Consider the following 22,095-nt stretch of genomic DNA (forward strand, 5'->3'; position numbering starts at 1 on the left):
TGTTCTGACTGCTGCGAGCGTGGGGCCCGCTAGAGCCAGCCGCGCTTCTTGAAGGCGAGGTAGAGGCCGAACCCCGAGCCGAGCATCAGCGCCAGGGCGAACGGGTAGCCCAGAAACCACTTCAGCTCGGGCATGTTGCTGAAGTTCATGCCGTAGATGGCGGCCACGAGTGTCGGCGCGAACAGCACGGCCGCCCACGACGAGATCTTCTTCACCTGCTCGCCCTGCGCGAGGCTCGTCTCGGTCATGCGCGTCATCTCGTCGTTCTGCTTCTGCGCGATGAGCGTCGAGTGCACGGTGAGGGCATTCTCCAACAGCGTTCGGAACGATTCCGACCGGTCGATGACCCGATACACGTGGTCGAGCACGTCGCGCAGATGGCGTTTGACTTCGAGGGCTGCAGCGTCGTCGTCGTCTTGTCCGGCGAGGTCGACGGGGCCGTGGGCGTCGACGTCGTCGGGTTCGGGATGCCCGTCTCCACCGCTCGACGGGTTCGAACCCGCCTGCGCACTGGAGTCGGCGCCAGCATCTGCTCTCTCGTCTGCTCCCGCGCCTGCTCCCAACCCTGACCCGGCCTCGAGTTCTGGCCGGCCGGCGCCGCGTCTGGAGCCGCGCCCACGCTGCGGACTGCGGCGCACCCCCACCCGCGACCCGTCGTCGAGACCCTCCAGCAGCCGCTGCAGCATCTCTTCGAGCGGATGCGTCGCCCGCTGAAACTCGATCACCTCGCGCAGCAGGTCGTAGATGCGGCGTGAGACGTCGCGGTCTCCGCTGAAGAGCTGGTCTTCGATCTCGTCGATGTCGTTCTCGAGCCCCGCCAGCACCGGGGCGTAGTCATCCACGATCAGGTCCATGATGCCGTACAGAATCATGCGCGGGCCGCCCGCCAGAAGCTCCGGATGCTGCTCCAGCCGCTCACGAACGGCACCGATGTCGGGAAAGTCGCCGTGCTTCACCGACACCACGAAGTCGGGCCCCATGAAGACGTGCACTTCGCTGAACTTCAGCTTCTCGACGTCGTCGAGGTACTTGGCGGGGCGCAGTACGACGAAGAGGGTCTCGCCGTAGCGTTCGAGCTTGGCCCGTTGGTGGCCGGTGAGGGCGTCGGTGACGGCGAGGTGGTGCAGGCTGAGCTCGTCGGCTACGGCCTGCAGTTCGGCTCGGTCGGGGTGAACCATGTCGATCCACGCGACACCGTGGTTGTCGCGCATGACCTCGAACGTCTCGTCGAGCGTGCGTGGTTCGGCGGTGCGCCTGCCGTCGACGTAGACGGCGTTGTCGGTGATGCTCGTTCCCTCGGGGTTGCCGTCGTCACCCGGATGCTCCCCGTCGGCGTCGCGGTCGGGGTCCGTGGCGGCGGCCGGAGAGTTGGTCGTGGCTGGGTGCTCGGGGTCGGCGTCGGTTGTGGCTGGGTGCTCGGCGTCGGGATCGGTTGTGGCCGGGCGCTCGGCGTCGGCCGGGGTGGCGGCGGGGTCGGTGCCCGTCGTGGTTTCGCTCATGTGGGGTCTTTCGGTTCGGTGGCTCCCCTGGGGCTCATGCTAGTCGGCGATTCTCGGGGGCAGCACGGGTTGCGCTGGGTGCCGAAGCGGCACCGCGCTGCCGGGGGAGTAGCCGGGGTGCGGTCGGAGCCCTTACGCCGCTACGCGCGGGCGTCACAGGCCGCGCTGCTCGAGCACGGCGCGCGCGGCGTTGTGGCCGCCGAGGCCGGAGACGGCTCCGCCTCGGCGCGCGCCCGACCCGCACAGCAGCAGCTGCGGGTGCGCCGTGGCCACTCCCCAGCGCTCGGCGGGGGTGCGCAGGGCCGCGTCGTCATCGACGAAGGGCCACGACAGCGGGCCGTGGAAGATGTTGCCCCCGGGCATCCGCAACGCCTCTTCGATGTCGAGGGTGGTCTTCGTCTCGATGCAGGGGCGGCCGTCGGCGTCGAGCAGCAGGCACCCTTCGATGGGCTCGGCGAGCACGCTGTTCAGCGAAGCCAGCACGGCGGCCTGCGCCTCGGCGCGAAAGTCGTCGGCGTCGGCTGCGAGCGCCAGGCGATGCGGGGCGTGCAGCGCGAAGACCGTGAGCGTCTGCGCCCCGGCCGCCTGCAGCTCGGGCGACAGGATGCTCGGGTCGGCCAGCGAGTGGGCGTAGATCTCGCACGGCAGGGGTCGCGGCAGTCGCCCGGCCGACGCCTCGAGCCAGGCCTCGTCGAGCTGGGTGTACGTCTCGTTGATGTGGAACGTTCCGCCGAAGGCCTGCTCGGCGGTGACGGTCTCGTCGAGCAGGCGCGGTAGCCGGGCGAGCAGCAGGTTCACCTTGATCTGAGCTCCCTCGGGGGCCGGGGCAGGCTCGTAGCCGGCACCGCGGACGGCACCGGAGCCCGCGCTCGCCGGGTCGTTGCCCAGCAATTCGGCGAGTTCGGCAGGGGCGATGTTCGCCAGCACGGTGTCGGCGAGCACCGTGTGGGTGCGGCCCTCGTGCTCCACGCGCACCTCGGCGCCGGCGTCGCCCGCTGTTGACCCGGAAACGGGTTTCTCGGCCGGGTGGGGTGGAGGAACGGGAGCGTCGGCGGTGGCCGTGGCGCCCAGCCGCACCCCGGTGACCTCCGCCGAGGTGACGATGGTCGCACCCGCCTCGACCGCCACCCGCCGCAGCTCGTCGGTGACGCGCCCCATTCCCCCGACCGGAACGTTCCACGCCCCCGTGCCCTGCCCGATGAGGTGGTACAGAAAGCAGACGTTCTGGGCCAGATCGGCGTCGTGCGCCCGCGCGAAGGTGCCGATCAGGGCGTCGGTCAGAATGACCCCGCGCACCACGTCGTTCTGCAGGTGGGCCTCGACGACCTCGCCGATCGGATGCTCGACCATGGCGTTCCACACCACGTCGGCGTCGACCAGCGAGCGCGCCTCACTGCGGCGCAGCAGCGGCTCGGTCAGCGTGGGCCAGAGCTTCTCGGTGAGACGGCGGCAGTGCTGGTAGAACTCGGCGAAGAGATCGGCGTCTGCGGCGGCCCCGATAGCGGCGAACGACTGCGCAGTCGCCACTGGGTCGGTGCTGTCGACGAGCAGTGCGCTGGCCGGCTCGCCGGGGACGGGGGTGTACGACGAAAAGCGACGTTCGGCGAACGAGAGGTCGAGGCCGAGGTCGTCGATGATCTGCTGCGGGAGCAGGCTGACCAGGTACGAGTAGCGCGAGATTCGGGCATCCACACCGGTGAACGGCGACGACGACACGGCGGCGCCGCCCACGGCGGGGAGACGTTCGAGAACGGTGACCTGCAGGCCGGCCCTGGCCAGGTAGGCGGCGGCGGTGAGGCCGTTGTGGCCGCCGCCGAGAATGACGACGTCGCTGCGGTGGGGGATGCTCATTCAGCGAGCATAGATCGCGTCTCGTCGGTGGGCGAGGGTGGGGCGGCCGCCTGTGGAGAACTCGCGGCGGCCCCGGCTGGCGCGACCGGCCGACCCGGCAGCGCGAACGAGAGCGCCATCGCCAGCACCGTGAACCCCACCGACCACCAGAACGCCTGGTCGAAGGCCGATGCAAGCGCGTCGGCGCCGGCGGCACCCGCACCGGCCCCCACCCCGGCCGCCGCAACCGCCCCCTCGAGGATCACCGCGAGCACAGCGACCCCCGCCGCCCCGCCGATCTGCGTCGCGATGCGGGTCAGGATGCTCGCGTGCGGCACCTCCGAGCGCTGCAGTCCGACGAACGCCACCGTCATCAGCGGAATCGTCACCGCGCCGAGCCCGAACCCTCGCACGAGGAGGGCGACCATGAGCACCCACTCGTTCGTCGTCGAGGTTGCCAGCGCGAACGGAACCGTCGCGGCCCCGACGATCGCGAAGCCGACGAAGGTCACCCACTTCGCTCCGATCGTGTCGGTGAGGCGGCCGGCGATGGTTCGGCTGAAGAGCGTTCCGATGCCTTGGGGTACCAGGAGGAGACCCGCGCCGAGGGGAGTGAGCCCGCGCACCTCCTGCCAATAGAGGGGCAACAGCAGCATCGCGCCGTAGAGCGCCGCGCCCGACAGGAAGAGGAGTGCCGAAGACGAGGCGACGGGCCTGTGCCGCAGCAGTCGAACATCCACCAGCGCCCTGTCGCCCCGTCGAACGGCGGTGACCGCGAAGGCGACCAGGAATGCGACGCCGGCGACGAGCGGCAGCAGCACGTCGACGCGCGCGAAGGCGCCCGGCTTGCTGACGTTCGAAAGCGCAAAGAGCACCGCCACCAGCCCAGGCGACAGCAGCACGAGCCCGACGGTGTCGAGGCGCATCGGGGTGGGCGCGCCGTCGCGCGGCAGCACCCGCCAGGCCAGCAGAATGCCGACGACGCAGAACGGCACGTTCACCCAGAACAGCCACCGCCAGTCGAGCGAGTTCAGGATGAGGCCGCCGATCACCGGGCCGAGAATCGGCCCCAGCACGGCAGGCAGGCTGACGACGGCCATCGTGCGCCCTAGGTTGCGGCCCCCGGCGGCCTGCATGACGAGGGTCGACAGCAGCGGCAGCATGAGCCCCCCGCCGAGCCCCTGCAGCACGCGGAAGACGATGAGACTAGGGGCATCCCAGGCCAGGCTGCACGCGATCGAGCCGATCATGAAGACCAGCAGCGCGACCATCCAGAGCCGCTTGCCGCCGAAGCGGTGCTGCGCCCAGCCGGCCAGCGGAATGCTGACGCCGAGCGCGAGCAGGTAGCCGGTGCTGACCCATTGGATCGTCGAGACCGAGGTGTTCAGGTCGGCGGCGAGGGTCGGCAGCGCCACGCTCACGATCGTGGTGTCGAAGATCACCGCCATGGCGCCGACGATGAGCACGGCGGCGGTCTTCAGAACGGCGGGGTCGACGCGGGTGTCGGCTGTGGTGGTCATGGTGCTCCTTGCTTAAGATACGTGTATGTATCTTGCAGAGCGATGCTAATCCGATCTTGATAGGATGCACAAGTGGATCTTGAAGCGAGCCCCGACGCGGCCCAGCCGACCCGGCCCGACCAGCCTGGCCGCCGCCGCCGCGGCCGGGAGCTCGAGGATGCCCTGCTCGACTCGGCCTGGCTCGAACTGATCGAGAAGGGCTACGGTTCGTTCACCGTCGACGCCGTCGCCGAGCGGGCGGGCACGTCTCGCCCGGTGCTCTACCGCCGCTGGCCCGACCGGCAGTCTCTCGCGCTCGCAGCGATTCAGCATGTCTTCGACCGCAGCGAGCGGCCCGACTTCGACACCGGTTCGCTGCGCGGCGACCTCATCGCCTACCTCAGCCACGCCAACCAGACCCGCATGGAGTTCGCGGCCGTGGTCAGCACCCAGCTCGGAACCTACTACCGCGACACGAGCTCGTCACTCGCCGACCTGCGCCGCGTGCTCATCGGTGAGCGGGCGACCCAGTCTGACGTGATCATGGCGCGGGCCGTGGCGCGCGGCGAGATCGACGAGTCGCGGCTGACCCCCCGGGTCGTGTCGGTGCCGTTCGACCTGTTCCGCAGCGAGGCGATGATGACGATGCGGCCGGTGCCCGATTCCGTCATCCACGAGATCGTCGACGACATCTTCCTGCCGTTGGTGTCGAAGCCGCCGGTATCGAAGACGCTGGTTTCGACGCCCACTGTCAGCGGAACGACCTAGTCTGCTGAACACAATGGATGCCCTGCTCGAGTCGCCCGCGCCGCTCACCTCGACGTACGTGTCGTCGGGGCCGCTCAACGTGCGGCAGACCGTCGGTCCGCTGCTGCGTGGCGCCACGGAGCCGACCATGCGCCTCACCCCGAACGGGTTCTGGCGCGTGATGCGCACCCCCGACGGGCCGGCGACGCTGCGGGTGGAGTGCCGGCCGGCAGGGGCCGACGCCACGGGCTCGGGCGAACCGCCGGCCACCGCGCTGGCGGGTGCCGCCGCGGGCGCCGCCCCGCCGGCCGGCTCGGCCGACCTGCCGCCGATCATGACCCCCACCCGCGTCGACGCTCAGGCGTGGGGCCCCGGCGCCCGGTGGGTGCTCGACCGGTTGCCCGAGCTGCTCGGCGACGCCGACCGCGCCCCGTGGGAGGCGCTCGACCTCGCGAGCGTGCCCCTGCTCGCCGAGGTGCGGCGTCGCAACCCGGGAATGAGGCTCACGCGCACGTCGCTCGTGTTCGAGTCGCTCGTGCCGAGCATCCTGGAGCAGAAGGTGACCACCGTGGAGGCCCGGCGCTCGTGGCACCGGCTGCTGCGGGCGTTCGGGGAGGTTCCGCCGGGGCCGGCCCCCGAGGGCATGCGGGTGCAGCCGAGCGCGCGGGCGTGGCAGCTGATTCCGTCGTGGGAGTGGCACCGGGCAGGGGTCGGCCCCGACCGGTCACGGGCGATCGTCGCGGCTGCGGCCGTGGCGGCGAGCCTCGACCGGCTCTCGTCGACCGTCGACGGGGTGCTCGAGAAGCTGCAGTCGCTGCACGGCGTCGGGCCGTGGACGGCCGCCGAGACGAGCCAGCGCTCGCACGGGCATCCGGATGCCGTCAGCGTCGGCGACTACCACCTGGCCGCGCACGTGGGCTGGGTGCTGATCGGCAGACCGGTCGACGACGACGGAATGCTCGAGCTGCTCGAGCCGTGGCGCGGCCACCGGCAGCGCATCGTGCGGCTCATCCTGGCGAGCGGGGTGCCGAAGCCGAGGTTCGGTGCGCGCGCCACGATCACCGACCACCGCTGGCACTGAGCGCGGCCGGTCAGTCGGGCCGGCCCGGCGTGCGTGGTCGAACGCGCTCACCCAGCGCGGCGAGGTTTCGGCGCAAGACGAGCGCCAGGGCGACGCGGGTCAGTGGGCCGGCGACGCGCATCCACCAGGCGGCGGGTCGCCACACCACGCGAATCACCAGGCGCACCTGCCCGTGGGCGTTGCGTTCGACGTGGTAGCTCTCCCAGCCGAACTGCGGATGCCCGGCCAGCGCCACGTGCGAGAAACCCACCCTCGTGGGGGTGTCGCTCAGCTCGTAGACGCGGCAGATCACGCGGGGCCGCAGTGGCCCGAACGGTATGCGGAACACCGACACCGAGCCGACCTCCACCCGCGCCGGAACATCGACGAACACGAACGCCGACCCCCGCTGCACCTGCCAGGTGAGCAGTGCGGCGGCTGCTCGCCCGAAGAACGCCTCGCCATGGCCGATGACGCGCGAACGTTCGGTGAGCCGGAAGCCCGGCGGCACGAACGCCGGGTCGTGCTGCAGTCGGGCGAACGCCGCCGTGTTCGGCGCGGGTGAGGCCGCGAGTGCCCGCTCGACTCCGGCCGCGACTGCGGGGTCGATGTGGCCAGATGCGCCCGCGGCGCCGGGCGCGCCCTCGCCGCTGTGCGCGGGGTGGCCGGCAGGAGGGTCGGCGGCCGGGGGCATCATCGTTCGATTGTGTCAGGGTCGGTGGGCTGGTGGTGCGGGGTGGGGCGTGCTGGGAGCAGCGCAGCCCGCCGGATCCGGGGTGGTGCGTGCTGTGGGCGGTGATGCCCGCGCGTTGCGGGGTGGCGCGTGCTGGCCGTGGTGGCGCCTGCTCGAGCCGCTGCTCGCCGGGGCGGTGGTTTCTGCAGGGCGCGTGCGCCGGGGGGCGCGAAGACTGCGCGTGCCTGTGGAAACGTGCGTGCTGCGGCGAATGGCCCGCCGAATCGAAATGGCGCGCGTTATTCTCGGAGCATGGTCGATCCGGCGCACGAAACCGAAGCTCCAGCCGCCCCTGACGCGCAGGACACCCGTGGCGACCTGGCTCCCACTGGCGACGACGCCCCCGGCGCCCTCGCCCCCGGTGCCCCCGCCCCCAGCGATCTCACCCCCAGCGATCTCACCCCCAGCGCCCTCACCCCTGCTGCCGAAACTCCCGGCGCCGAAACCTCCGGCGGCCTCGCTCCCGGCGCCGAAACGTCCGCCGGCCTCACCGGCCTCGGCGACGAAGCCGTCGCCCTCGTGCGACGCTGGCTCGCCGAGAGCGCCGACGCCCCCGTCGACGAGTCGGCGGCCCGGCTCGCGGGTGTGCTCAAAGACCCGAACGGGTTGGCGTTCACCGTGGGGTTCGTCGACGGCGTCGCCCGGCCCGACGACGCCACCGTCGCCGGCAAAAACCTCGGCGAGCTCGCCGCCCTCACCCCGCAGTTCCTCTTGCCGCACCTGCGCGGCGCCATCAGGCTCGGCGGCGCGCTCGGCGAGGCTCTGCCGTGGGTGGTGGTTCCGACGTCGAAGCGAGTGCTGCGCCGCATGGTCGGTCACCTCATCGCTGACGCCACCCCGTCGAAACTCGGCAAGGCCATAGCCGAACTCAAGGCCGACGACGGCGTGCGGCTGAACCTGAACCTGCTGGGCGAGGCCGTGCTCGGCGACAGGGAGGCCCAGAACCGCCTGGCCGGAACGCTCGAGCTCCTCGCCCGCGACGACGTCGACTACGTGTCGGTGAAGGTCTCGTCGATCGCCGCCGAACTCTCGATGTGGGCGTTCGACGAGACGGTCGAGCGCGTCGCGAACAGCCTGGTACCGCTCTACACGTTGGCCCTGCCGAACGAGAAGCAGGGCACGCCGGCCAAGTTCATCAACCTCGACATGGAGGAGTACCGCGACCTCGACCTCACCATCGCGGTGTTCCAGCGCGTGCTCGAGCGCCCCCAGTTCGAACGCCTCGAAGCCGGAATCGTGCTGCAGGCCTACCTGCCCGACGCGCTCTCGGCCATGCAGCGCCTGCAGACCTGGGCGGCGCGGCGCGTCGCGAACGGCGGCGCGCCCATCAAGGTGCGGCTCGTGAAGGGCGCGAACCTGGCCATGGAGCGCGTCGACGCGATCATCCACGACTGGCCGCTGGCCACCTGGGGCAGCAAAGAGGCCACCGACACGAACTACAAGCGCGTGCTCGACTGGGCGCTGACGCGCGAGCGAACGGATGCCGTACAGGTCGGCATCGCCGGCCACAACCTGTTCGACATCGCGTTCGCGTGGCTGCTCGCCGAGCGCCGGGGCGTCACACACCGCATCGACTTCGAGATGCTGCTCGGCATGGCCACGGGGCAGGCGGATGCCGTACGGCGCCACGTCGGCGGCCTGCTGCTGTACACCCCCGTCGTGCATCCGCGTGAGTTCAACGTGGCCATCAACTACCTCGTTCGCCGCCTTGAGGAGAACGCGAGCGACGAGAACTTCATGTCGGCCGTGTTCGACATCGGCTCAGACACCGCCGCGTTCGAGCGCGAGCGGGTGCGGTTCGCTGCGTCGCTGGCGGCGCTCGAGGCCGAGGCCGGTGCGGCGGCGGCCGGCGATGCCGCCGCCACGACCGAGGCGTCCGCCGAGCTCGCCGCCGATGCGGCCGAGGCCACCCCCGTTCTCGCCGTGCCCCGACCCCGCCGTACACAGAACCGCGCCGACCCCGCCACCATCGAGGCGCCGCCTCGCGGCGTCTTCGAGAACACCCCCGACACCGATCCGTCGCTGCCGGCGAACCGCGACTGGGCCAGGGCCATCCTGGCCCGTGTGCCCACGTCGACGCTGGGCGACGAGACGATAGCGCGCGTGCGGTACGCCGACCCCGAGCTGCTCGACGACATGCTCGCACGCGTGGCCGACGCCGGTCGCACGTGGGGCGCCGAGCCCGCCGAGGTGCGCGCGGCCGCGCTGCGCCGCGCCGGGCTCGCGCTGGAGGCGAACCGCGACCTGCTGCTCGAGGTGATGGCGAGCGAGACCGGCAAGACCATCGCCGAGGGCGACCCCGAGGTCAGCGAGGCGATCGACTTCGCCCGCTACTACAGCGTGCAGGCGACCGAACTCGAGCAGATCGACGGTGCCACGTTCGTGCCGCCCGCGCTGGTGGTCGTGGCTCCGCCGTGGAACTTTCCGGTGTCGATTCCGACGGGCGGCGTGCTGGCCGCGCTCGCGGCGGGGGCCGGGGTGGTGTTCAAGCCGGCACCGCAGGCGAGACGGTGCGCCGCAGTGATCGCCGAGTCGCTGTGGCAGGCGGGCATCCCGGGCGACCTCGTGACCCTGGTCGACATCGACGAGGGTGAGCTGGGGCGCCGCCTCATCACACACCCGCTCGTCGACCGGGTGATTCTGACCGGGTCGTACGAGACGGCCGAGCTCTTCAGGTCGTGGCGGCCCGAACTGCCGCTGCTGGCCGAGACCAGCGGCAAGAACGCCATCATCGTCACACCGAGCGCCGACCTCGACCTGGCGGCGGCCGACGTGGTGCGCAGTGCCTTCGGGCACGCCGGGCAGAAGTGCTCGGCGGCGAGCCTCGTCATTCTGGTGGGGTCGGTGGCGCGGTCGGCGCGGTTCCGCAACCAGCTCGTCGACGCCGCCACATCGCTGAAGGTCGGCTACCCCGTCGACCCCGCGGCGCAGATGGGGCCGATCATCGAGCCGGCGGCCGGCAAGCTCCGGGATGCCCTGACCACCCTCGGGCCGGGCGAGTCGTGGCTCGTCGAACCCCGCGCGCTCGATGAGAGCGGCCGCCTGTGGTCTCCGGGCGTGCGCACCGGGGTGGCCCCGGGGTCGGCGTTCCACGGCACGGAATACTTCGGCCCGGTGCTCGGCATCATGCACGCACCCACCCTCGCGGCGGCGGTGGAGCTGCAGAATGCGACCGACTTCGGGCTGACGGCGGGCATCCACTCGCTCGACGCCGAGGAGATCGACCAGTGGCTCGGCTCGGTGCAGGCAGGCAACCTGTACGTCAACCGCGGCATCACAGGCGCGATCGTGCAGCGCCAGCCATTCGGCGGCTGGAAGCGCTCGTCGGTGGGTGCGAGCGCGAAGGCGGGCGGCCCGAACTACCTGCTGCAGCTCGGTTCGTGGCTCGACGAGCCCGGTGTCGCCGGCGAAGACATCAGCCTCGCGGGGCTGAGCCCCGACGTTGCCGCGCTGCTCGAGGCCTCGACGGCAGGGCTCGACTGGCGCGAGTTCGAGGTGGTGCGGCGCGCGGCCGTGGGCGACGAGGCGGCGTGGAACGGCTTCTTCGCGCCCAGCGACCCGTCGGCCCTCGGGGTGGAACGCAACATTCTGCGGTATCGGCCCCTGCCGGTGGTCGTGCGCCTGTCGGAGGGGCGGCCGTTCGGTGAGCTCGTGCGGGTGCTGGCCGCGGCGACGCGGGCCGGGGCGCCGCTCGTGGTGAGCACGGCCCTGAAACTGCCGCGCCCGCTGCGGCTGCTGCTGAAGCAGCGCGGTGTGCGTGTCTTCGTCGAAGACGACGCGACGTGGCTGGCCCGGGCCGCGGCGGCGGTCGCGGCGGCCCCGTTCGAAGACCTCGGCGTGGCCGATGCCGACATCGGCGACGAGGGTGATGGCGACGATGACGCCGTCGATGCCGTGGGCCTGCTGCTCGGTGCGACAGCCGGCCAGGGCGGCGCGGGTGCGGTGAAACGGGCACTCGGCGGGGCGGTCGCGGCGACGCGCATCCGGATGATCGGGGGAGACCCCCGGGCCCTCGCCGATGCCCTCGGCGGTTCACCCGACGTGGCGGTCTATGCGGGCGAGGTCACCCGTGCTGCGCGCATCGAGCTGCTGCCGTTCCTGCGCGAACAGGCCGTGAGCATCACCAACCACCGCTTCGGCAACCCGAGCGCGCTGCTCGACGCCATTCTGCCCCAGGGTGTCGCGCCGTAGGGGCGAGATGTTCCGAGTGGGCGCCGAAGCTCCTAGCGAGCGCAGACCGCAGAGGTCAGGGGGCTCGCAGCGCCGCCTCGACGAAGGCGACCGCATCGACGGGCGAGACGCCGAGTTCGCGGGTGCGCGCCGCGTAGGCGAGCGCGGCCAGCTGCGCCTGCCGGGCGGGCCCCACCCCGGTCGGCGCCACCGACGTGCCGTTGCGCCCGCGGGTGACGACGAACTCGTCGCGTTCGAGTTCGCGGTACACCTTCGCGACGGTGTTCGCGGCGAGCCCCAGCTCGTCGGCGAGTCGGCGCACGGGCGGCAGCTGCGCCCCCGTCGTCAGCTCCCCCCGCTCGATGGCGGCGATGAGCTGGCCGCGCAGCTGGTCGGAGGCGGGTGTCTTCGACCGGGCATCCACCTCGACCCCGACGCCGGCGACGGATGCCCGGCGAACCCCGGCCGTGTCAGTCATCGCAGTCCGGTCAGCGCTTGATCAGGTTCGACAGCACGATCGCGCTGCGCGTGTGGTCGACGTTCGGCGCGATGCGCACCCGCTCGAGTGCCAGCTCGAGGCTCGGAATGTCTCGCGAACGCATGTGCACGATGGCGTCGGCGCTGCCGGTCACCGTTCCGGCGTCGACGACCTCGGGTACCCCCGAGAGGATGCGTTTCAGCTCGGCCGGCGCGACGGTGCCCCGGCAGAACAGCTCGACGTACGCCTCCGTCACCTTGCCGTCGAGCGAGGTGTCGAGCTGAACCGTGAACCCACGGATGATGCCGTCGGAGATGAGCTTGTCGATGCGCCGTTTCACCGCCGACGCAGAGAGGCCGATGACCTGGCCGATGTCGCCATAGCCCGTGCGCGCGTTGAGTTTGAGCAGGTCGATGATGCGAAAGTCCAGATTGTCCACCGTGAGAGCCTACGACGTTTTCTTGCGACGGCGCGCATTCTGCGCACTATTTCAGCGTGCGACGCTCCACTATTGACATATCCGGCGTGCGACACTAATGACGGCGTGCTCCTCGGAGCCAACTAGGACAGTGTCCGCCATCCGCCCCGCCTAGGAGGATGCCCATGTCTATCCCCGTCGTCGACCGCCTCGCCGCCACCGCCCGCAGGGCCGTGCCGCACACCTATCTCATGTGCCGCCCCGAGTTCTTCACCGTCACCTACAAGATCAATCCGTGGATGGACCCGGCCATCCCCACCGACACGAACCTCGCCCTCACGCAGTGGCAAACCCTCTACGACACGTTCATCGCCCTCGGCCACACCGTCGAGCTGATCGACCAGATCGAGGGCCTGCCCGACATGGTCTACTCGGCCAACGGGGGCTTCGTCATCGACAACATCGCCTACGGCGCCAGCTTCACCCACCCTGAGCGCCAGGCCGAGGGCCCCGCCTACATGCGCTGGTTCGCCGACCACGGCTACGACGTGCGGGTGCCTGAGAACATCAACGAGGGCGAGGGCGACTTCATGCTCGTCGGCGACACCATACTCGCCGGCACCGGCTTTCGCAGCGCATCCGACTCGCACGCCGAGGTGGCCCGCATCTACGGCCGCGAGGTCGTCACGCTGAACCTGGTGAACCCGAACTTCTACCACCTCGACACCGCCATCGCCGTGCTGAACCAGTCGGCAGACGAGGCTCCGGATGCCGCAACCATCGCCTACCTGCCGAGTGCGTTCGACGCCCCCAGCCGAGCCGAGCTCGAGCGGCGCTACCCCGACGCGATCCTGGTCAGCGAGACCGACGCGGGTGTGCTCGGCCTCAACTCGATCAGCGACGGATACAACGTGGTCATCGCCTCGCGCGCCACGGGCTTCGAGGGCCAGCTGCGCGAGCGCGGCTACAACCCGATCGGCGTCGACCTCAGTGAGCTGCTGCTCGGCGGCGGCGGCGTGAAGTGCTGCACCCTGGAGCTGCGCCGATGAGCCAGGCACCAACGGAGAGCCCCGCCACGGGCATCCACTCGCCCGGCGCGCACGCAGCATCGCCTGCTGAGGCCTTCGTCGAACCTCTCACCGACGCGGCCATCGCCCGTGAAGAGGCGCACGCCGCGCACAACTACCACCCGCTGCCCATCGTGGTGGAGTCGGGCGACGGCGCCTGGGTGACCGCCGTCGACGGCCGCCGCTACCTCGACTGCCTCGCCGCCTACTCGGCCGTGAACTTCGGCCACTCCAACCCGGTGCTGCTCGACGCCGCCCGCGAGCAGCTCGGCCGCATCACGCTGACGTCGCGCGCCTTCCACAACGACCAGCTCGGCCCGTTCGTCGAGGCGCTGGCCGAACTCGCCGGAAAAGACATGGTGCTGCCCATGAACACGGGCGCCGAGGCCGTCGAGTCGGGCCTGAAGGTCGCCCGCGCGTGGGGTTACCGGGTGAAAGGCGTACCCGACGGCCTGGCGAACATCATCGTGGCCGACGGCAACTTCCACGGCCGAACGATCTCCATCGTGAGCTTCAGCGACGACCCCACCGCCCGTGACGGCTTCGGGCCGTTCACCCCCGGCTTCCGGTCGGTGCCGTACGGCGACGCCGAGGCGATCGCCGCGGCGATCGACGAGCACACCGTCGCGGTGCTGCTCGAGCCGATTCAGGGCGAGGCCGGCATCATCGTGCCGCCCGCCGACTACCTGCCCCGTGTTCGCGAGATCTGCACGGCCCAGAACGTGCTGATGATCGCCGACGAGATCCAGTCGGGCCTCGGCCGCACCGGTGCCACCTTCGCGTGCGACCGGGTCGGCGTGGTGCCCGACCTCTACCTGCTCGGCAAGGCCCTCGGCGGCGGAATCGTTCCCGTCTCCGCTGTCGTCGGCAACACCGACATCCTCGGCGTGCTGCGCCCCGGCGAACACGGCTCGACCTTCGGCGGCAACCCGCTCGCCGCGGCGGTCGGCCGCGCGGTCGTCGACCTGCTCGCCACCGGCGAGTACCAGCAGCGAGCGGATGCCCTGGGCGGGCGTCTCGAGACGCGCCTGTCGGCGCTCCTCGGTCACGGCGTGGTCGCCGTGCGCACTGCGGGGCTCTGGGCGGGAATCGACATCGATCCCCGCCTGGCCACAGGGCGTGAGGTCTGCGAGCGGCTCATGCGACGCGGCGTGCTGGCGAAAGACACCCACGGGTCGACCATCCGTCTCGCCCCGCCCCTCGTGGTCTCGCCCGACGACCTCGAGTGGGCCGTCGACCAGCTCGAGGCCGTGCTGCACGACCTCCGCGCCTAGCCCGTCCCGGGCCGCGCCCCCACGCCCCACGCACCCGCGCACCCCCCCGGCGCGCGCATCCGCCCCCCGCGTGCACCCGCGCCCCCCACCCCAGCCGCGCCATCCGTTTTGCGCGAAAGCACGCTATGGGCGCCGAAAAGGTGCCTTTGCGCAAAACGGGCGAGGGGGGAGGGGGTGGGGGGGATGTGGGGCCAGAAACTCAAGCACCACGTGGTCGGGTTCTGCCAAGATGCAGGTGTGAGCGATGTAGACACTGGGGTGAAGGTCGACGACGAGCGACCCGACGGTAGCGGCAAGACGTTCTTCGGGCAGCCCCGGCAGCTCGCGACGATCTTCGGGGTGGAGGCCTGGGAGCGGTTCTCGTTCTACGGCATGCAGGGCATCCTGTTGCTCTACCTGTTCTACCCCGCCGACCAGGGCGGTCTGGGCATTCCGAAAGACACCGCCACCGGCATCGTGGGCGCCTACGGCGGCGCGGTCTACCTCTCCACCGTCCTCGGGGCCTGGCTGGCCGACCGCCTGATCGGCTCCGAGCGCGTGCTGTTCTTCAGCGCGGTGCTCATCATGATCGGCCACATCGCCCTCGCCGTGATCCCCGGCGGCGCAGGCGTCGCGGTCGGCCTCGTCTGCATCGCCATCGGCAGTGGTGGGCTGAAGGCCAACGCCACGTCGATCGTCGGCACGCTCTACGCTGCGGATGATCCGCGGCGCGACGCCGGATTCTCGCTGTTCTACCTGGGCATCAACCTGGGCGCGTTCGTCGGGCCGCTGTTGACCGGGCTCGTTCAGACGAATCTCGGCTTCCACTTCGGGTTCGCCCTCGCCGCAGTGGGTATGGCGATCGGACTGGTGCAGTACTCCATCGGCCGCAGACGTCTGCCGAAGACCGCCAGCGTCGTACCGAACCCGCTGCCGCCGAACCTGCGCACGAGGGCGATCGTGATCGGGGTGGTCGCGGTGGTGATCATCGCGATCGCGGTCGCCACGGGCATCCTGAACGTGTCGAACCTCGTGACGGTGGTGATCGTCGTGACGCTGATCGCAGCGATCGCCTACTTCGCGGTGATTCTGGCCAGCACACGCATCACGAAGACCGAGCGCAGCCGGGTCTTGGCCTTCATTCCGCTGTTCATCGCCAGCGTGGCGTTCTGGTCGCTGTACCAGCAGCAGTTCACGCTGGTGACGATCTACGCCGACGGCCAGCTCAACCGCGACCTGTTCGGCTGGCAGATGCCGGTGCCGTGGGTGCAGTCGATCAACCCGATCTTCGTCATCATTCTGTCGGGCGTGTTCGCGGCCATCTGGACCAAGCTCGGCTCTCGCCAGCCCCTGACGCCGCTCAAGTTCGCCGCCGGAACCATCGTCATGGGCATCGCCTTTCTGCTCTTCCTGCCGTTCGCGAACGGGGGCGACAACACCACGCCACTGCTCGCGCTGGTGGGCATTCTGCTGGTGTTCACGATCGCCGAGCTGCTGATCTCGCCCGTCGGGCTGTCGATCTCGACGAAGCTGGCGCCGAAGGTCTACCGCACGCAGATGGTGGCGCTGTTCTTCCTGTCGGTGGCGCTCGGTACGGCGATCTCGGGCCTGCTGGCCTCGTTCTACGATCCGACCAACCAGGTGCCGTACTTCGGGCTGCTCGGAGCCATCGCCATCGTCATCGGCCTGGTGCTCGCGGCGATCACTCCGTTCGTGCGGCGCCTGATGGCGGGCGTGCGGTAGTGCGCGCCACCTCGGGCGCCTCTGCCGCCTCCGCCGCTTCTGCCACCACGGTCGCACCGAGCCTTGACGTCGTGCGGCTCGATGAGACCGCCCTCAGTGTCGGCGACGCCGAGGGCCTGGTCAGCGGCGACTACCGCGAAGCCGAACTGTTCGACGGTGCCGACCTCAGCGAGTACGACCTGGCCGGATGCTCGTTTCTCGACTGCCGCTTCGACCAGGTGACGCTCACCGACGCCGAGCTGCGCGGCAGCCGCATCATCGACAGCGTCTTCACGGGCTCGTTCGCGCACTCGCTGAAGGCGGCCCGCACCACGTGGCGCGACGTGCGGTTCGAGAGCCCGCGCTGGGGGTCGGCCGAACTGTTCGACAGCGAGCTGGAATCGGTGCACGTCGTCGGCGGAAAGATCGACTACCTCAACCTGCGCGGCTCGCGCCTCACCAACGTCATCGTCGAGCAGTGCGTCATCGGCGATCTCGACCTCGGCGGCTTCACGGGTGACCGTGTGGCGTTCGTGAACTGCCGCATCGGCACGCTCGACGTCACGCGGGCGACCTGCCGCAACGTCGACCTGCGCACGTCGGAGTTCGCTGCCGTGCACGGCATCGCGGGTCTCGCGGGCGTGACGATCGACGACGGCCAGCTCTCGCTGCTCGCCCCGGTGCTGGCAGGGCACCTCGGCCTGCGCGTCGAGTAGAACCCGCCGCTGGCACGGCCGCTGGCACGCGCACCGACCACCGGCGGCCCGCACTCAGAGCAGAGTGAGGCGCTTCGTGAGCTTGTCGATCGCCTTGCGGGGGCCGATGAGGCTGAGCGCGCTGAGGGCGAGGTCGGGGGCGGCGGTCGTCGCCAGCTCGGCCAGGTAGCCGTCGTAGACCCGGTTGGTCTGGGCGCTCAGCGGCATGTCGGTGACGTAGACGCCCTCGCCGGCGTCGACGGGCGGGAGGAGGAGGCCCGCGGCCGCCCGCACCGCGAGCAGTTCTTCGGGCGAGGCGCCCAGCACCGAGCATCCGGCCCACGGCAGACCGGGATGCGGCGAGCCCTCGGCGTCGAGACCGGCCGGCCCGATCAGGCCCGCCACCGACGACCCCACCGAGGCCGCGATGCACGCTGCCGCGTTCACGGCGAGCCCGGGCGGCAGCCCCCGGTCGACGATGATCACCCATTTGAGCCGGGCCGACCGAGTCGACTCGGCGGTCACCATCTCGTGCGGCTCGAACCCCACGGGGGCGGTGGGCGCCGGCAGCGCAGCCGCCAGGAGTGCCGTGGTGGTCGCGGTCGCCGTCTCGGGTGTGGTCGGCGCAGTCGAGACGGAGTTCGGTAGTTCAGTCGACATCAGGTTTCTCCTACGATTATGCAGAGTCGCGGTGCAATCGTATGAACGCATGCGGCTGCAACACAAACCCGCCGAACTTCGTACGACAACAGGAGAGAAATGACCGATCTCGACGAACTTGATCAGGCGATTCTGCGCGAACTGCAGGTGGATGCCCGGCGAACCAACCGCGACATCGCCGCCGCCGTCGGGGTGTCGCCCACCACCGCACTCGACCGCACGCGAGGCCTCCGCGAACGTGGCGTCATCCGCGGAGCCACCCTCGACGTCGACCTCGCCGCCATCGGTCACGGCGTGCAGGCCATCATCGCCGTGCGCATCCGGCCGCCGTCGAGGCGCAACATCGAGGCGTTCCGCAACTGGGTGAGCGTGCTGCCCGACGTGCGGGGCGTTTTCGTCACCTCCGGCACCGAAGACTTTCTGGTGCACGTGGCCGTGCCCGACAACGACAGTCTCTACGCGTTCGTGATCGACCGGCTCACCGAGCGGCCGGAGGTGGCTGACGTGCGAACATCCGTCGTCTATGAGCACCTACGCAACCGGTCGCTCGTGCCCGTGAGTTGACGATCGATAGTTATCAGACCACAATAGTTGTGTGAGTACAACTATAAGCCGAAGCCAGGGCCGCCGCGGCACAGCAACAGGCGCCGCGCGCCGACCCACGTCGAAATGGCTCGTGCTCGCCATCTGCTGCCTGAGCCTGTTCATCGTGTCGATGGACGTGACGATCGTCAACGTGGCCCTGCCGTCGATCAGAGTCGACCTGGGGTCGTCGGTCGCCGACCTGCAGTGGGTCGTCGACGGCTACACCGTCTCGGTCGCCAGCTTTCTGCTGCTCGCGGGGTCGCTCGCCGATCGCATCGGGCGGCGCCGCATCTTTCAGATCGGCCTCGTCGTGTTCAGCGTCGGGTCGTTGCTGTGCAGCGTCGCGCCGACCGTGGGCTTCCTGATCGGCGCGCGCGTGCTGCAGGGCATCGGCGGGTCGATGCTGAACCCAGTGGCCATGTCGATCATCACCAACACGTTCAGCGATCGTAGGCAGCGGGCCCGGGCCGTAGGCATCTGGGCCGCGGTCATCGGCGTCTCCCTGGCCTTCGGCCCGCTGATCGGCGGCATTCTGACCGAGACGGTGGGGTGGCGCGCGGTGTTCTGGGTGAACATTCCTATCGGCCTGGCGGCGATCATCCTCACCGCGGTGTTCGTTCCCGAGTCGCGGGCGGCCGTCGCGCGGCGGTTCGACCCCCTGGGGCAGCTCTTCGTGATCGTTGCGCTGTTCTCGCTGGTGTTCGCTCTGATCGAGGCCACTCGCATCGGGTGGGGTTCGCCGGTCATCCTCGCCCTCTTCGTGCTGTGCGCGGTTGCGGTCGCTGGGCTCATCAGGCACGAGAAGGGGGTGCGCGAACCGCTGGTCGACGTGCGGTTCTTCCGCAGCTTTCCGTTCACGGCGGCCACCATCACGGCGGTCTGCGGGTTCGCGGCCTACGGTGCGTTCCTCTTCGTGAATGCCCTCTACCTGCAGGATGTTCGGGGCCTGTCTGCCTTCCAGACCGGGTTGCACATGCTGCCGCTCGCCGTGGCCACGATCGTGGCGTCGCTCGTCTCCGGCCGGCTCGTCGGGCGGTTCGGAACGCGCCCCTCGCTGGTGATCGCGGGCCTCCTGATCGCGGCGGCGGCGCTGTCGATGACGTTCGTGACCGCGACCACGCCCCACGCTGTGCTCGCCCTGTCGTATGTGCTGTTCGGGCTCGGTCAGGGTGCCATCAACGCACCCATCACGACCACTGCCGTGTCAGGCATGCCGGTGTCGCAGTCGGGCGTCGCGGCCGGTATCGCGTCGACGAGCCGGCAGACCGGTTCGTCGATCGGTGTCGCCCTGGCGGGAACGGTCACTGGCGCCGGAGCGGCGAGCGTGATCGGGCCGTCGTTCGCCCTGGCGACGCATCCGCTCTGGTGGATCATCGTCGGCTGCGGCCTGGTCATCGCGGCGCTCGGCGTGATCGCGACGACGGCGTGGGCGCGCGGCACCACAGAACGCATCGGGCATCTGCTGGCCGAGCCGACGGATCGGGGGCCTGCGAGCGCAGCTGAGCCCGGGGCTGGCGCTGACTCGGCGCCGGCCGATGGTGCGGCCGGTCGAGACGGGGTGGCTGAGGCCGATCGACAGCGTGCGGTGGCCGCGGCGGCAGGGGAGGCCTCGTGAGCGCTCGCGCCGACGACGTGTGGGCCGCCTACATGCGCGTCGCCACGCACAACCTGACGGCATGGCGGCGCAGCATCGCCGCCGACATGGGCTTGCCGATGGGGCGGGTGCGGCTGCTGCGCATGCTGAGCGAACGTTCGATGGGCATGGGTGAGCTCGCAGACGCCGCCGGCATCGACGCCCCCGCCGCGACCGTCGCCGTGAACGACCTCGAACGCCGCGCACTCGTCGGGCGTGTGATCGACCCGGCCAACCGCCGGGCGAAGACCGTCACTCTGACGGCGGCCGGCCGGGATGCCCTGGCCCAGGTGGAGCGGCTGCGTCCGCCCGCGCCGCCCGAGCTCGCCGCGCTCGACGACGCCGACCTCGAGGCGCTGGCGGGCATCCTGACCCGGGTGGACCGCGCGCGCTCGGTGTCGCCCGGCCTTGGAGCCGACGACGGGTCGCGGCTGGCGTCGATCTAGCGCCCGGCCCTCACGTCGGCGCCCCGCCCGCATCAGGTGCGGGGCCTGAGGGCGGCGCCGATCCGCCGGCGAGCAGCCCGCATCGGGCGGTACAGGTCAGGCGCCCAGGCCGCCGACGACCTCGAACCCGACGCCCGTGAGGTCTGCGGTGAGCAGGGGCAGAGCATCCTGAATCGACGCCTGCACGGCCGGATGCCGCAGCGACGCCGAGTGCGCCTCGGCGCTCACCCACCGCTCGTTCACGTAGACGACGTCGGGGGTGTCGTCGTTGGTTCCGACGAGGTAGCTGAGGCAGCCGAGCTCGGCGAGGGCCGACTGGTCTGACAGAAGCAGGGCGATCACCTCGTCGCGGCGGCCGGGCTGCGCGCGCAGAGTCGCGGCGAATGCGTAGGTCATGCATCCAGAATGGCCCCGGATGCGGGTCGGTGGGTAGCGTTGAGGGTATGAAAGCGATGACGTTCTCCACGTACGGCGGCCCCGAGGTTCTGCAGGAGAGCGAGCTGCCGACCCCAGAGCTGCGACCCGACGAGGTGCTCGTGGCGGTGCGGCTGGCCGCGGTGAACCCCTACGACCTGAAGCTCCGGTCGGGCGCGATGCAGGAGAACGTGCATCCGCGGTTCCCGGTGACGCCGGGCAGCGAGCTGGCGGGGGTGGTGGTGGCGGTCGGGCCGCAGCGCGCGGAAGGGGCGGTTGCGCCGGGCGCAACGTCGGCGGGCGGCGACCGGGCCGGGGCCGGTGCGGCGGCCGGCGCCTCGCCCGCAGATTCGGAGGCCGGCGCCTCGCCCGCAAATTCAGGGGCCGGCGCCGCACCCGCCAGCTCGGGTTCTGGCGCCTCGCCCGCGAAGCCGCCGGTGGTGTGGCCCGCGCTCGCGGTGGGCGACGAGGTGTTCGGCTGGGGGCGCAGCGGCTCGTACGCCGAGTTCGCGGCCGCGCGGGCGGTCATTCGCAAGCCCGCCGGCCTGCACTGGGAGACGGCCGCCTCGATCGTCGTGGCCGGCGCCACGGCCATCCGCGTGTTGCGCGAGCTGCACCTCGAGCGCGGCGAGACCCTGCTCGTGCACGGCGGAGCCGGCGGGGTCGGTTCGGCCGCGATCCAACTGGCGGTGCGTGCGGGGGCCACCGTCATCGCCACCTGCAGCGAACGCGACGCCGAGGCCGTGCGCGAGCTGGGGGCGCACCCGGTGCGCTATGGCGAGGGCGTGTTCGAGCGCGTGCGCGAGCTGGCCCCCGATGGCGTCGATGCCGTGTTCGACACCGCGGGTGCGGGCGTGCTGCCCGGCTCGGTCGAGCTGGCCGGCGGGCCCGAGCGCGTGATCACGATCGCAGACCAGGCGGCCTTCGGGCTCGGGGTGACGTTCTCGAGCGGAGGCGCGGGCGAGCAGACTCCGGATGTTCTGCAGACCATCGCCGACCTGGTGCTGTCGGGCGACCTCATCGTTGCTCCGGCGCGGCACTTCGCTCTGCGCGATGCCCCGGCCGCGCAGGCCGCCCTCGCGGCCGGCGGCTTCCGCGGCAAGACCCTCCTCGACGTCTGACCTGACAGCACCTGACCCCTCAGCACCTGACCCGTCCGCGCCTGACCGCTCCGCACGTGACCGCT

General features: G+C 70.8%; 18 protein-coding genes and 2 pseudogenes. 11 read left to right on the forward strand and 9 right to left on the reverse strand.

The genetic code is table 11. From position 1 onward, the window contains the following. Positions 1-29 precede the first annotated feature (29 nt). The 4 genes and pseudogenes from V3W46_RS19615 to V3W46_RS04430 all read right to left on the reverse strand — a co-directional run. Positions 30-413: pseudogene (locus V3W46_RS19615) on the reverse strand (CorA family divalent cation transporter); the annotation flags it as partial. A 243-nt stretch (positions 414-656) separates the two neighbouring features. Further along, positions 657-1,286: pseudogene (locus V3W46_RS04420) on the reverse strand (CorA family divalent cation transporter); the annotation flags it as partial. Positions 1,287-1,652: 366 nt separating this feature from the next. Beyond that, positions 1,653-3,350, reverse strand: a complete 1,698-nt coding sequence (locus V3W46_RS04425) for a phytoene desaturase family protein (protein ID WP_331781874.1) — start codon at positions 3,348-3,350, stop codon at positions 1,653-1,655. Then, entirely contained in the window at positions 3,347-4,849 is a 1,503-nt protein-coding gene (locus tag V3W46_RS04430) for an MDR family MFS transporter (protein WP_331781875.1), read from the reverse strand. Before V3W46_RS04430 ends, V3W46_RS04425 begins: the two co-directional genes overlap by 4 nt. Before the next feature lie 72 nt (positions 4,850-4,921). Here V3W46_RS04430 and V3W46_RS04435 point away from each other — a divergent pair, with 72 nt between their 5' ends. Further along, entirely contained in the window at positions 4,922-5,596 is a 675-nt protein-coding gene (locus V3W46_RS04435) for a TetR/AcrR family transcriptional regulator (protein ID WP_331781876.1), read from the forward strand. 13 nt (positions 5,597-5,609) lie between these two features. Beyond that, positions 5,610-6,656: a DNA-3-methyladenine glycosylase family protein gene (locus V3W46_RS04440; protein WP_331781877.1), complete on the forward strand. Its 1,047-nt coding sequence runs from the start codon at positions 5,610-5,612 to the stop codon at positions 6,654-6,656. A gap of 10 nt (positions 6,657-6,666) precedes the next feature. Here V3W46_RS04440 and V3W46_RS04445 read toward each other — a convergent pair whose 3' ends face one another. Further along, positions 6,667-7,332: a DUF1990 family protein gene (locus V3W46_RS04445; protein WP_331781878.1), complete on the reverse strand. Its 666-nt coding sequence runs from the start codon at positions 7,330-7,332 to the stop codon at positions 6,667-6,669. A gap of 288 nt (positions 7,333-7,620) precedes the next feature. Here V3W46_RS04445 and V3W46_RS04450 point away from each other — a divergent pair, with 288 nt between their 5' ends. Then, complete coding sequence (locus V3W46_RS04450; RefSeq protein WP_331781879.1) at positions 7,621-11,559, forward strand: bifunctional proline dehydrogenase/L-glutamate gamma-semialdehyde dehydrogenase; 3,939 nt, start codon at positions 7,621-7,623, stop codon at positions 11,557-11,559. Between the two features lie 55 nt (positions 11,560-11,614). Here V3W46_RS04450 and V3W46_RS04455 read toward each other — a convergent pair whose 3' ends face one another. Together V3W46_RS04455 and V3W46_RS04460 are read right to left on the reverse strand one after the other, a co-directional pair. Continuing rightward, entirely contained in the window at positions 11,615-12,016 is a 402-nt protein-coding gene (locus tag V3W46_RS04455; protein ID WP_331781880.1) for a GntR family transcriptional regulator, read from the reverse strand. A 10-nt stretch (positions 12,017-12,026) separates the two neighbouring features. Beyond that, positions 12,027-12,455 (reverse strand): Lrp/AsnC family transcriptional regulator, encoded by a 429-nt coding sequence (locus V3W46_RS04460; RefSeq protein ID WP_231025432.1) that lies wholly within the window; start codon positions 12,453-12,455, stop codon positions 12,027-12,029. 164 nt (positions 12,456-12,619) lie between these two features. Here V3W46_RS04460 and ddaH point away from each other — a divergent pair, with 164 nt between their 5' ends. The 4 genes from ddaH (at position 12,620) to V3W46_RS04480 (ending at position 17,192) form a co-directional block, all read left to right on the forward strand. Beyond that, entirely contained in the window at positions 12,620-13,483 is an 864-nt protein-coding gene (gene ddaH / locus V3W46_RS04465) for a dimethylargininase (RefSeq protein WP_331781881.1), read from the forward strand. Continuing rightward, a complete protein-coding gene (gene rocD, locus V3W46_RS04470; protein WP_331781882.1) occupies positions 13,480-14,775 on the forward strand; it encodes an ornithine--oxo-acid transaminase in 1,296 nt (431 codons plus the stop codon). The genes ddaH and rocD overlap by 4 nt, the downstream gene beginning before the upstream one ends. Positions 14,776-14,958: 183 nt before the next feature. Then, positions 14,959-16,497 carry a peptide MFS transporter gene (locus tag V3W46_RS04475; protein ID WP_443069924.1) on the forward strand — a complete coding sequence of 513 codons (1,539 nt, stop codon included), beginning with the start codon at positions 14,959-14,961 and terminating at the stop codon, positions 16,495-16,497. Continuing rightward, on the forward strand, positions 16,497-17,192 hold the full coding sequence (locus V3W46_RS04480) for a pentapeptide repeat-containing protein (RefSeq protein ID WP_331781883.1): 696 nt from the start codon (positions 16,497-16,499) through the stop codon (positions 17,190-17,192). Before V3W46_RS04475 ends, V3W46_RS04480 begins: the two co-directional genes overlap by 1 nt. Positions 17,193-17,246: 54 nt before the next feature. On the opposite strand, the gene V3W46_RS04485 is transcribed toward V3W46_RS04480, so the two are convergent. Then, complete coding sequence (locus V3W46_RS04485; RefSeq protein ID WP_331781884.1) at positions 17,247-17,831, reverse strand: DUF2000 domain-containing protein; 585 nt, start codon at positions 17,829-17,831, stop codon at positions 17,247-17,249. 99 nt (positions 17,832-17,930) lie between these two features. Here V3W46_RS04485 and V3W46_RS04490 point away from each other — a divergent pair, with 99 nt between their 5' ends. From V3W46_RS04490 to V3W46_RS04500, 3 genes are read left to right on the forward strand one after another with little or no spacing between them, the layout of a single operon-like run. Next, positions 17,931-18,395, forward strand: a complete 465-nt coding sequence (locus V3W46_RS04490) for an Lrp/AsnC family transcriptional regulator (RefSeq protein WP_331781885.1) — start codon at positions 17,931-17,933, stop codon at positions 18,393-18,395. A 31-nt stretch (positions 18,396-18,426) separates the two neighbouring features. After that, positions 18,427-20,031: an MFS transporter gene (locus V3W46_RS04495; protein ID WP_331781886.1), complete on the forward strand. Its 1,605-nt coding sequence runs from the start codon at positions 18,427-18,429 to the stop codon at positions 20,029-20,031. Then, a complete protein-coding gene (locus tag V3W46_RS04500) occupies positions 20,028-20,495 on the forward strand; it encodes a MarR family winged helix-turn-helix transcriptional regulator (RefSeq protein ID WP_331781887.1) in 468 nt (155 codons plus the stop codon). The genes V3W46_RS04495 and V3W46_RS04500 overlap by 4 nt, the downstream gene beginning before the upstream one ends. Before the next feature lie 96 nt (positions 20,496-20,591). Here the strand turns inward: V3W46_RS04500 and V3W46_RS04505 are convergent, their stop codons facing one another. After that, positions 20,592-20,891 carry a putative quinol monooxygenase gene (locus V3W46_RS04505; protein WP_331781888.1) on the reverse strand — a complete coding sequence of 100 codons (300 nt, stop codon included), beginning with the start codon at positions 20,889-20,891 and terminating at the stop codon, positions 20,592-20,594. Between the two features lie 56 nt (positions 20,892-20,947). Here V3W46_RS04505 and V3W46_RS04510 point away from each other — a divergent pair, with 56 nt between their 5' ends. Beyond that, positions 20,948-22,030: an NADP-dependent oxidoreductase gene (locus V3W46_RS04510; protein ID WP_331781889.1), complete on the forward strand. Its 1,083-nt coding sequence runs from the start codon at positions 20,948-20,950 to the stop codon at positions 22,028-22,030. Positions 22,031-22,095: the final 65 nt, after the last annotated feature.

Source organism: Subtercola sp. YIM 133946 (assembly GCF_036553535.1).
In the GTDB taxonomy this organism is placed as follows: Bacteria; Actinomycetota; Actinomycetes; order Actinomycetales; family Microbacteriaceae; genus Subtercola.

Coding starts and splice junctions, on each gene's coding strand:
- V3W46_RS04425 (WP_331781874.1), bottom strand. CDS start 3,350: ATGAGCATCCCCCACCGCAGCGACGTCGTCATTCTCGGCGGCGGCCAC.
- V3W46_RS04430 (WP_331781875.1), bottom strand. CDS start 4,849: ATGACCACCACAGCCGACACCCGCGTCGACCCCGCCGTTCTGAAGACC.
- V3W46_RS04440 (WP_331781877.1), top strand. CDS start 5,610: ATGGATGCCCTGCTCGAGTCGCCCGCGCCGCTCACCTCGACGTACGTG.
- V3W46_RS04445 (WP_331781878.1), bottom strand. CDS start 7,332: ATGATGCCCCCGGCCGCCGACCCTCCTGCCGGCCACCCCGCGCACAGC.
- V3W46_RS04450 (WP_331781879.1), top strand. CDS start 7,621: ATGGTCGATCCGGCGCACGAAACCGAAGCTCCAGCCGCCCCTGACGCG.
- V3W46_RS04455 (WP_331781880.1), bottom strand. CDS start 12,016: ATGACTGACACGGCCGGGGTTCGCCGGGCATCCGTCGCCGGCGTCGGG.
- ddaH (WP_331781881.1), top strand. CDS start 12,620: ATGTCTATCCCCGTCGTCGACCGCCTCGCCGCCACCGCCCGCAGGGCC.
- rocD (WP_331781882.1), top strand. CDS start 13,480: ATGAGCCAGGCACCAACGGAGAGCCCCGCCACGGGCATCCACTCGCCC.
- V3W46_RS04475 (WP_443069924.1), top strand. CDS start 14,959: ATGTGGGGCCAGAAACTCAAGCACCACGTGGTCGGGTTCTGCCAAGAT.
- V3W46_RS04485 (WP_331781884.1), bottom strand. CDS start 17,831: ATGTCGACTGAACTACCGAACTCCGTCTCGACTGCGCCGACCACACCC.
- V3W46_RS04490 (WP_331781885.1), top strand. CDS start 17,931: ATGACCGATCTCGACGAACTTGATCAGGCGATTCTGCGCGAACTGCAG.
- V3W46_RS04505 (WP_331781888.1), bottom strand. CDS start 20,891: ATGACCTACGCATTCGCCGCGACTCTGCGCGCGCAGCCCGGCCGCCGC.
- V3W46_RS04510 (WP_331781889.1), top strand. CDS start 20,948: ATGACGTTCTCCACGTACGGCGGCCCCGAGGTTCTGCAGGAGAGCGAG.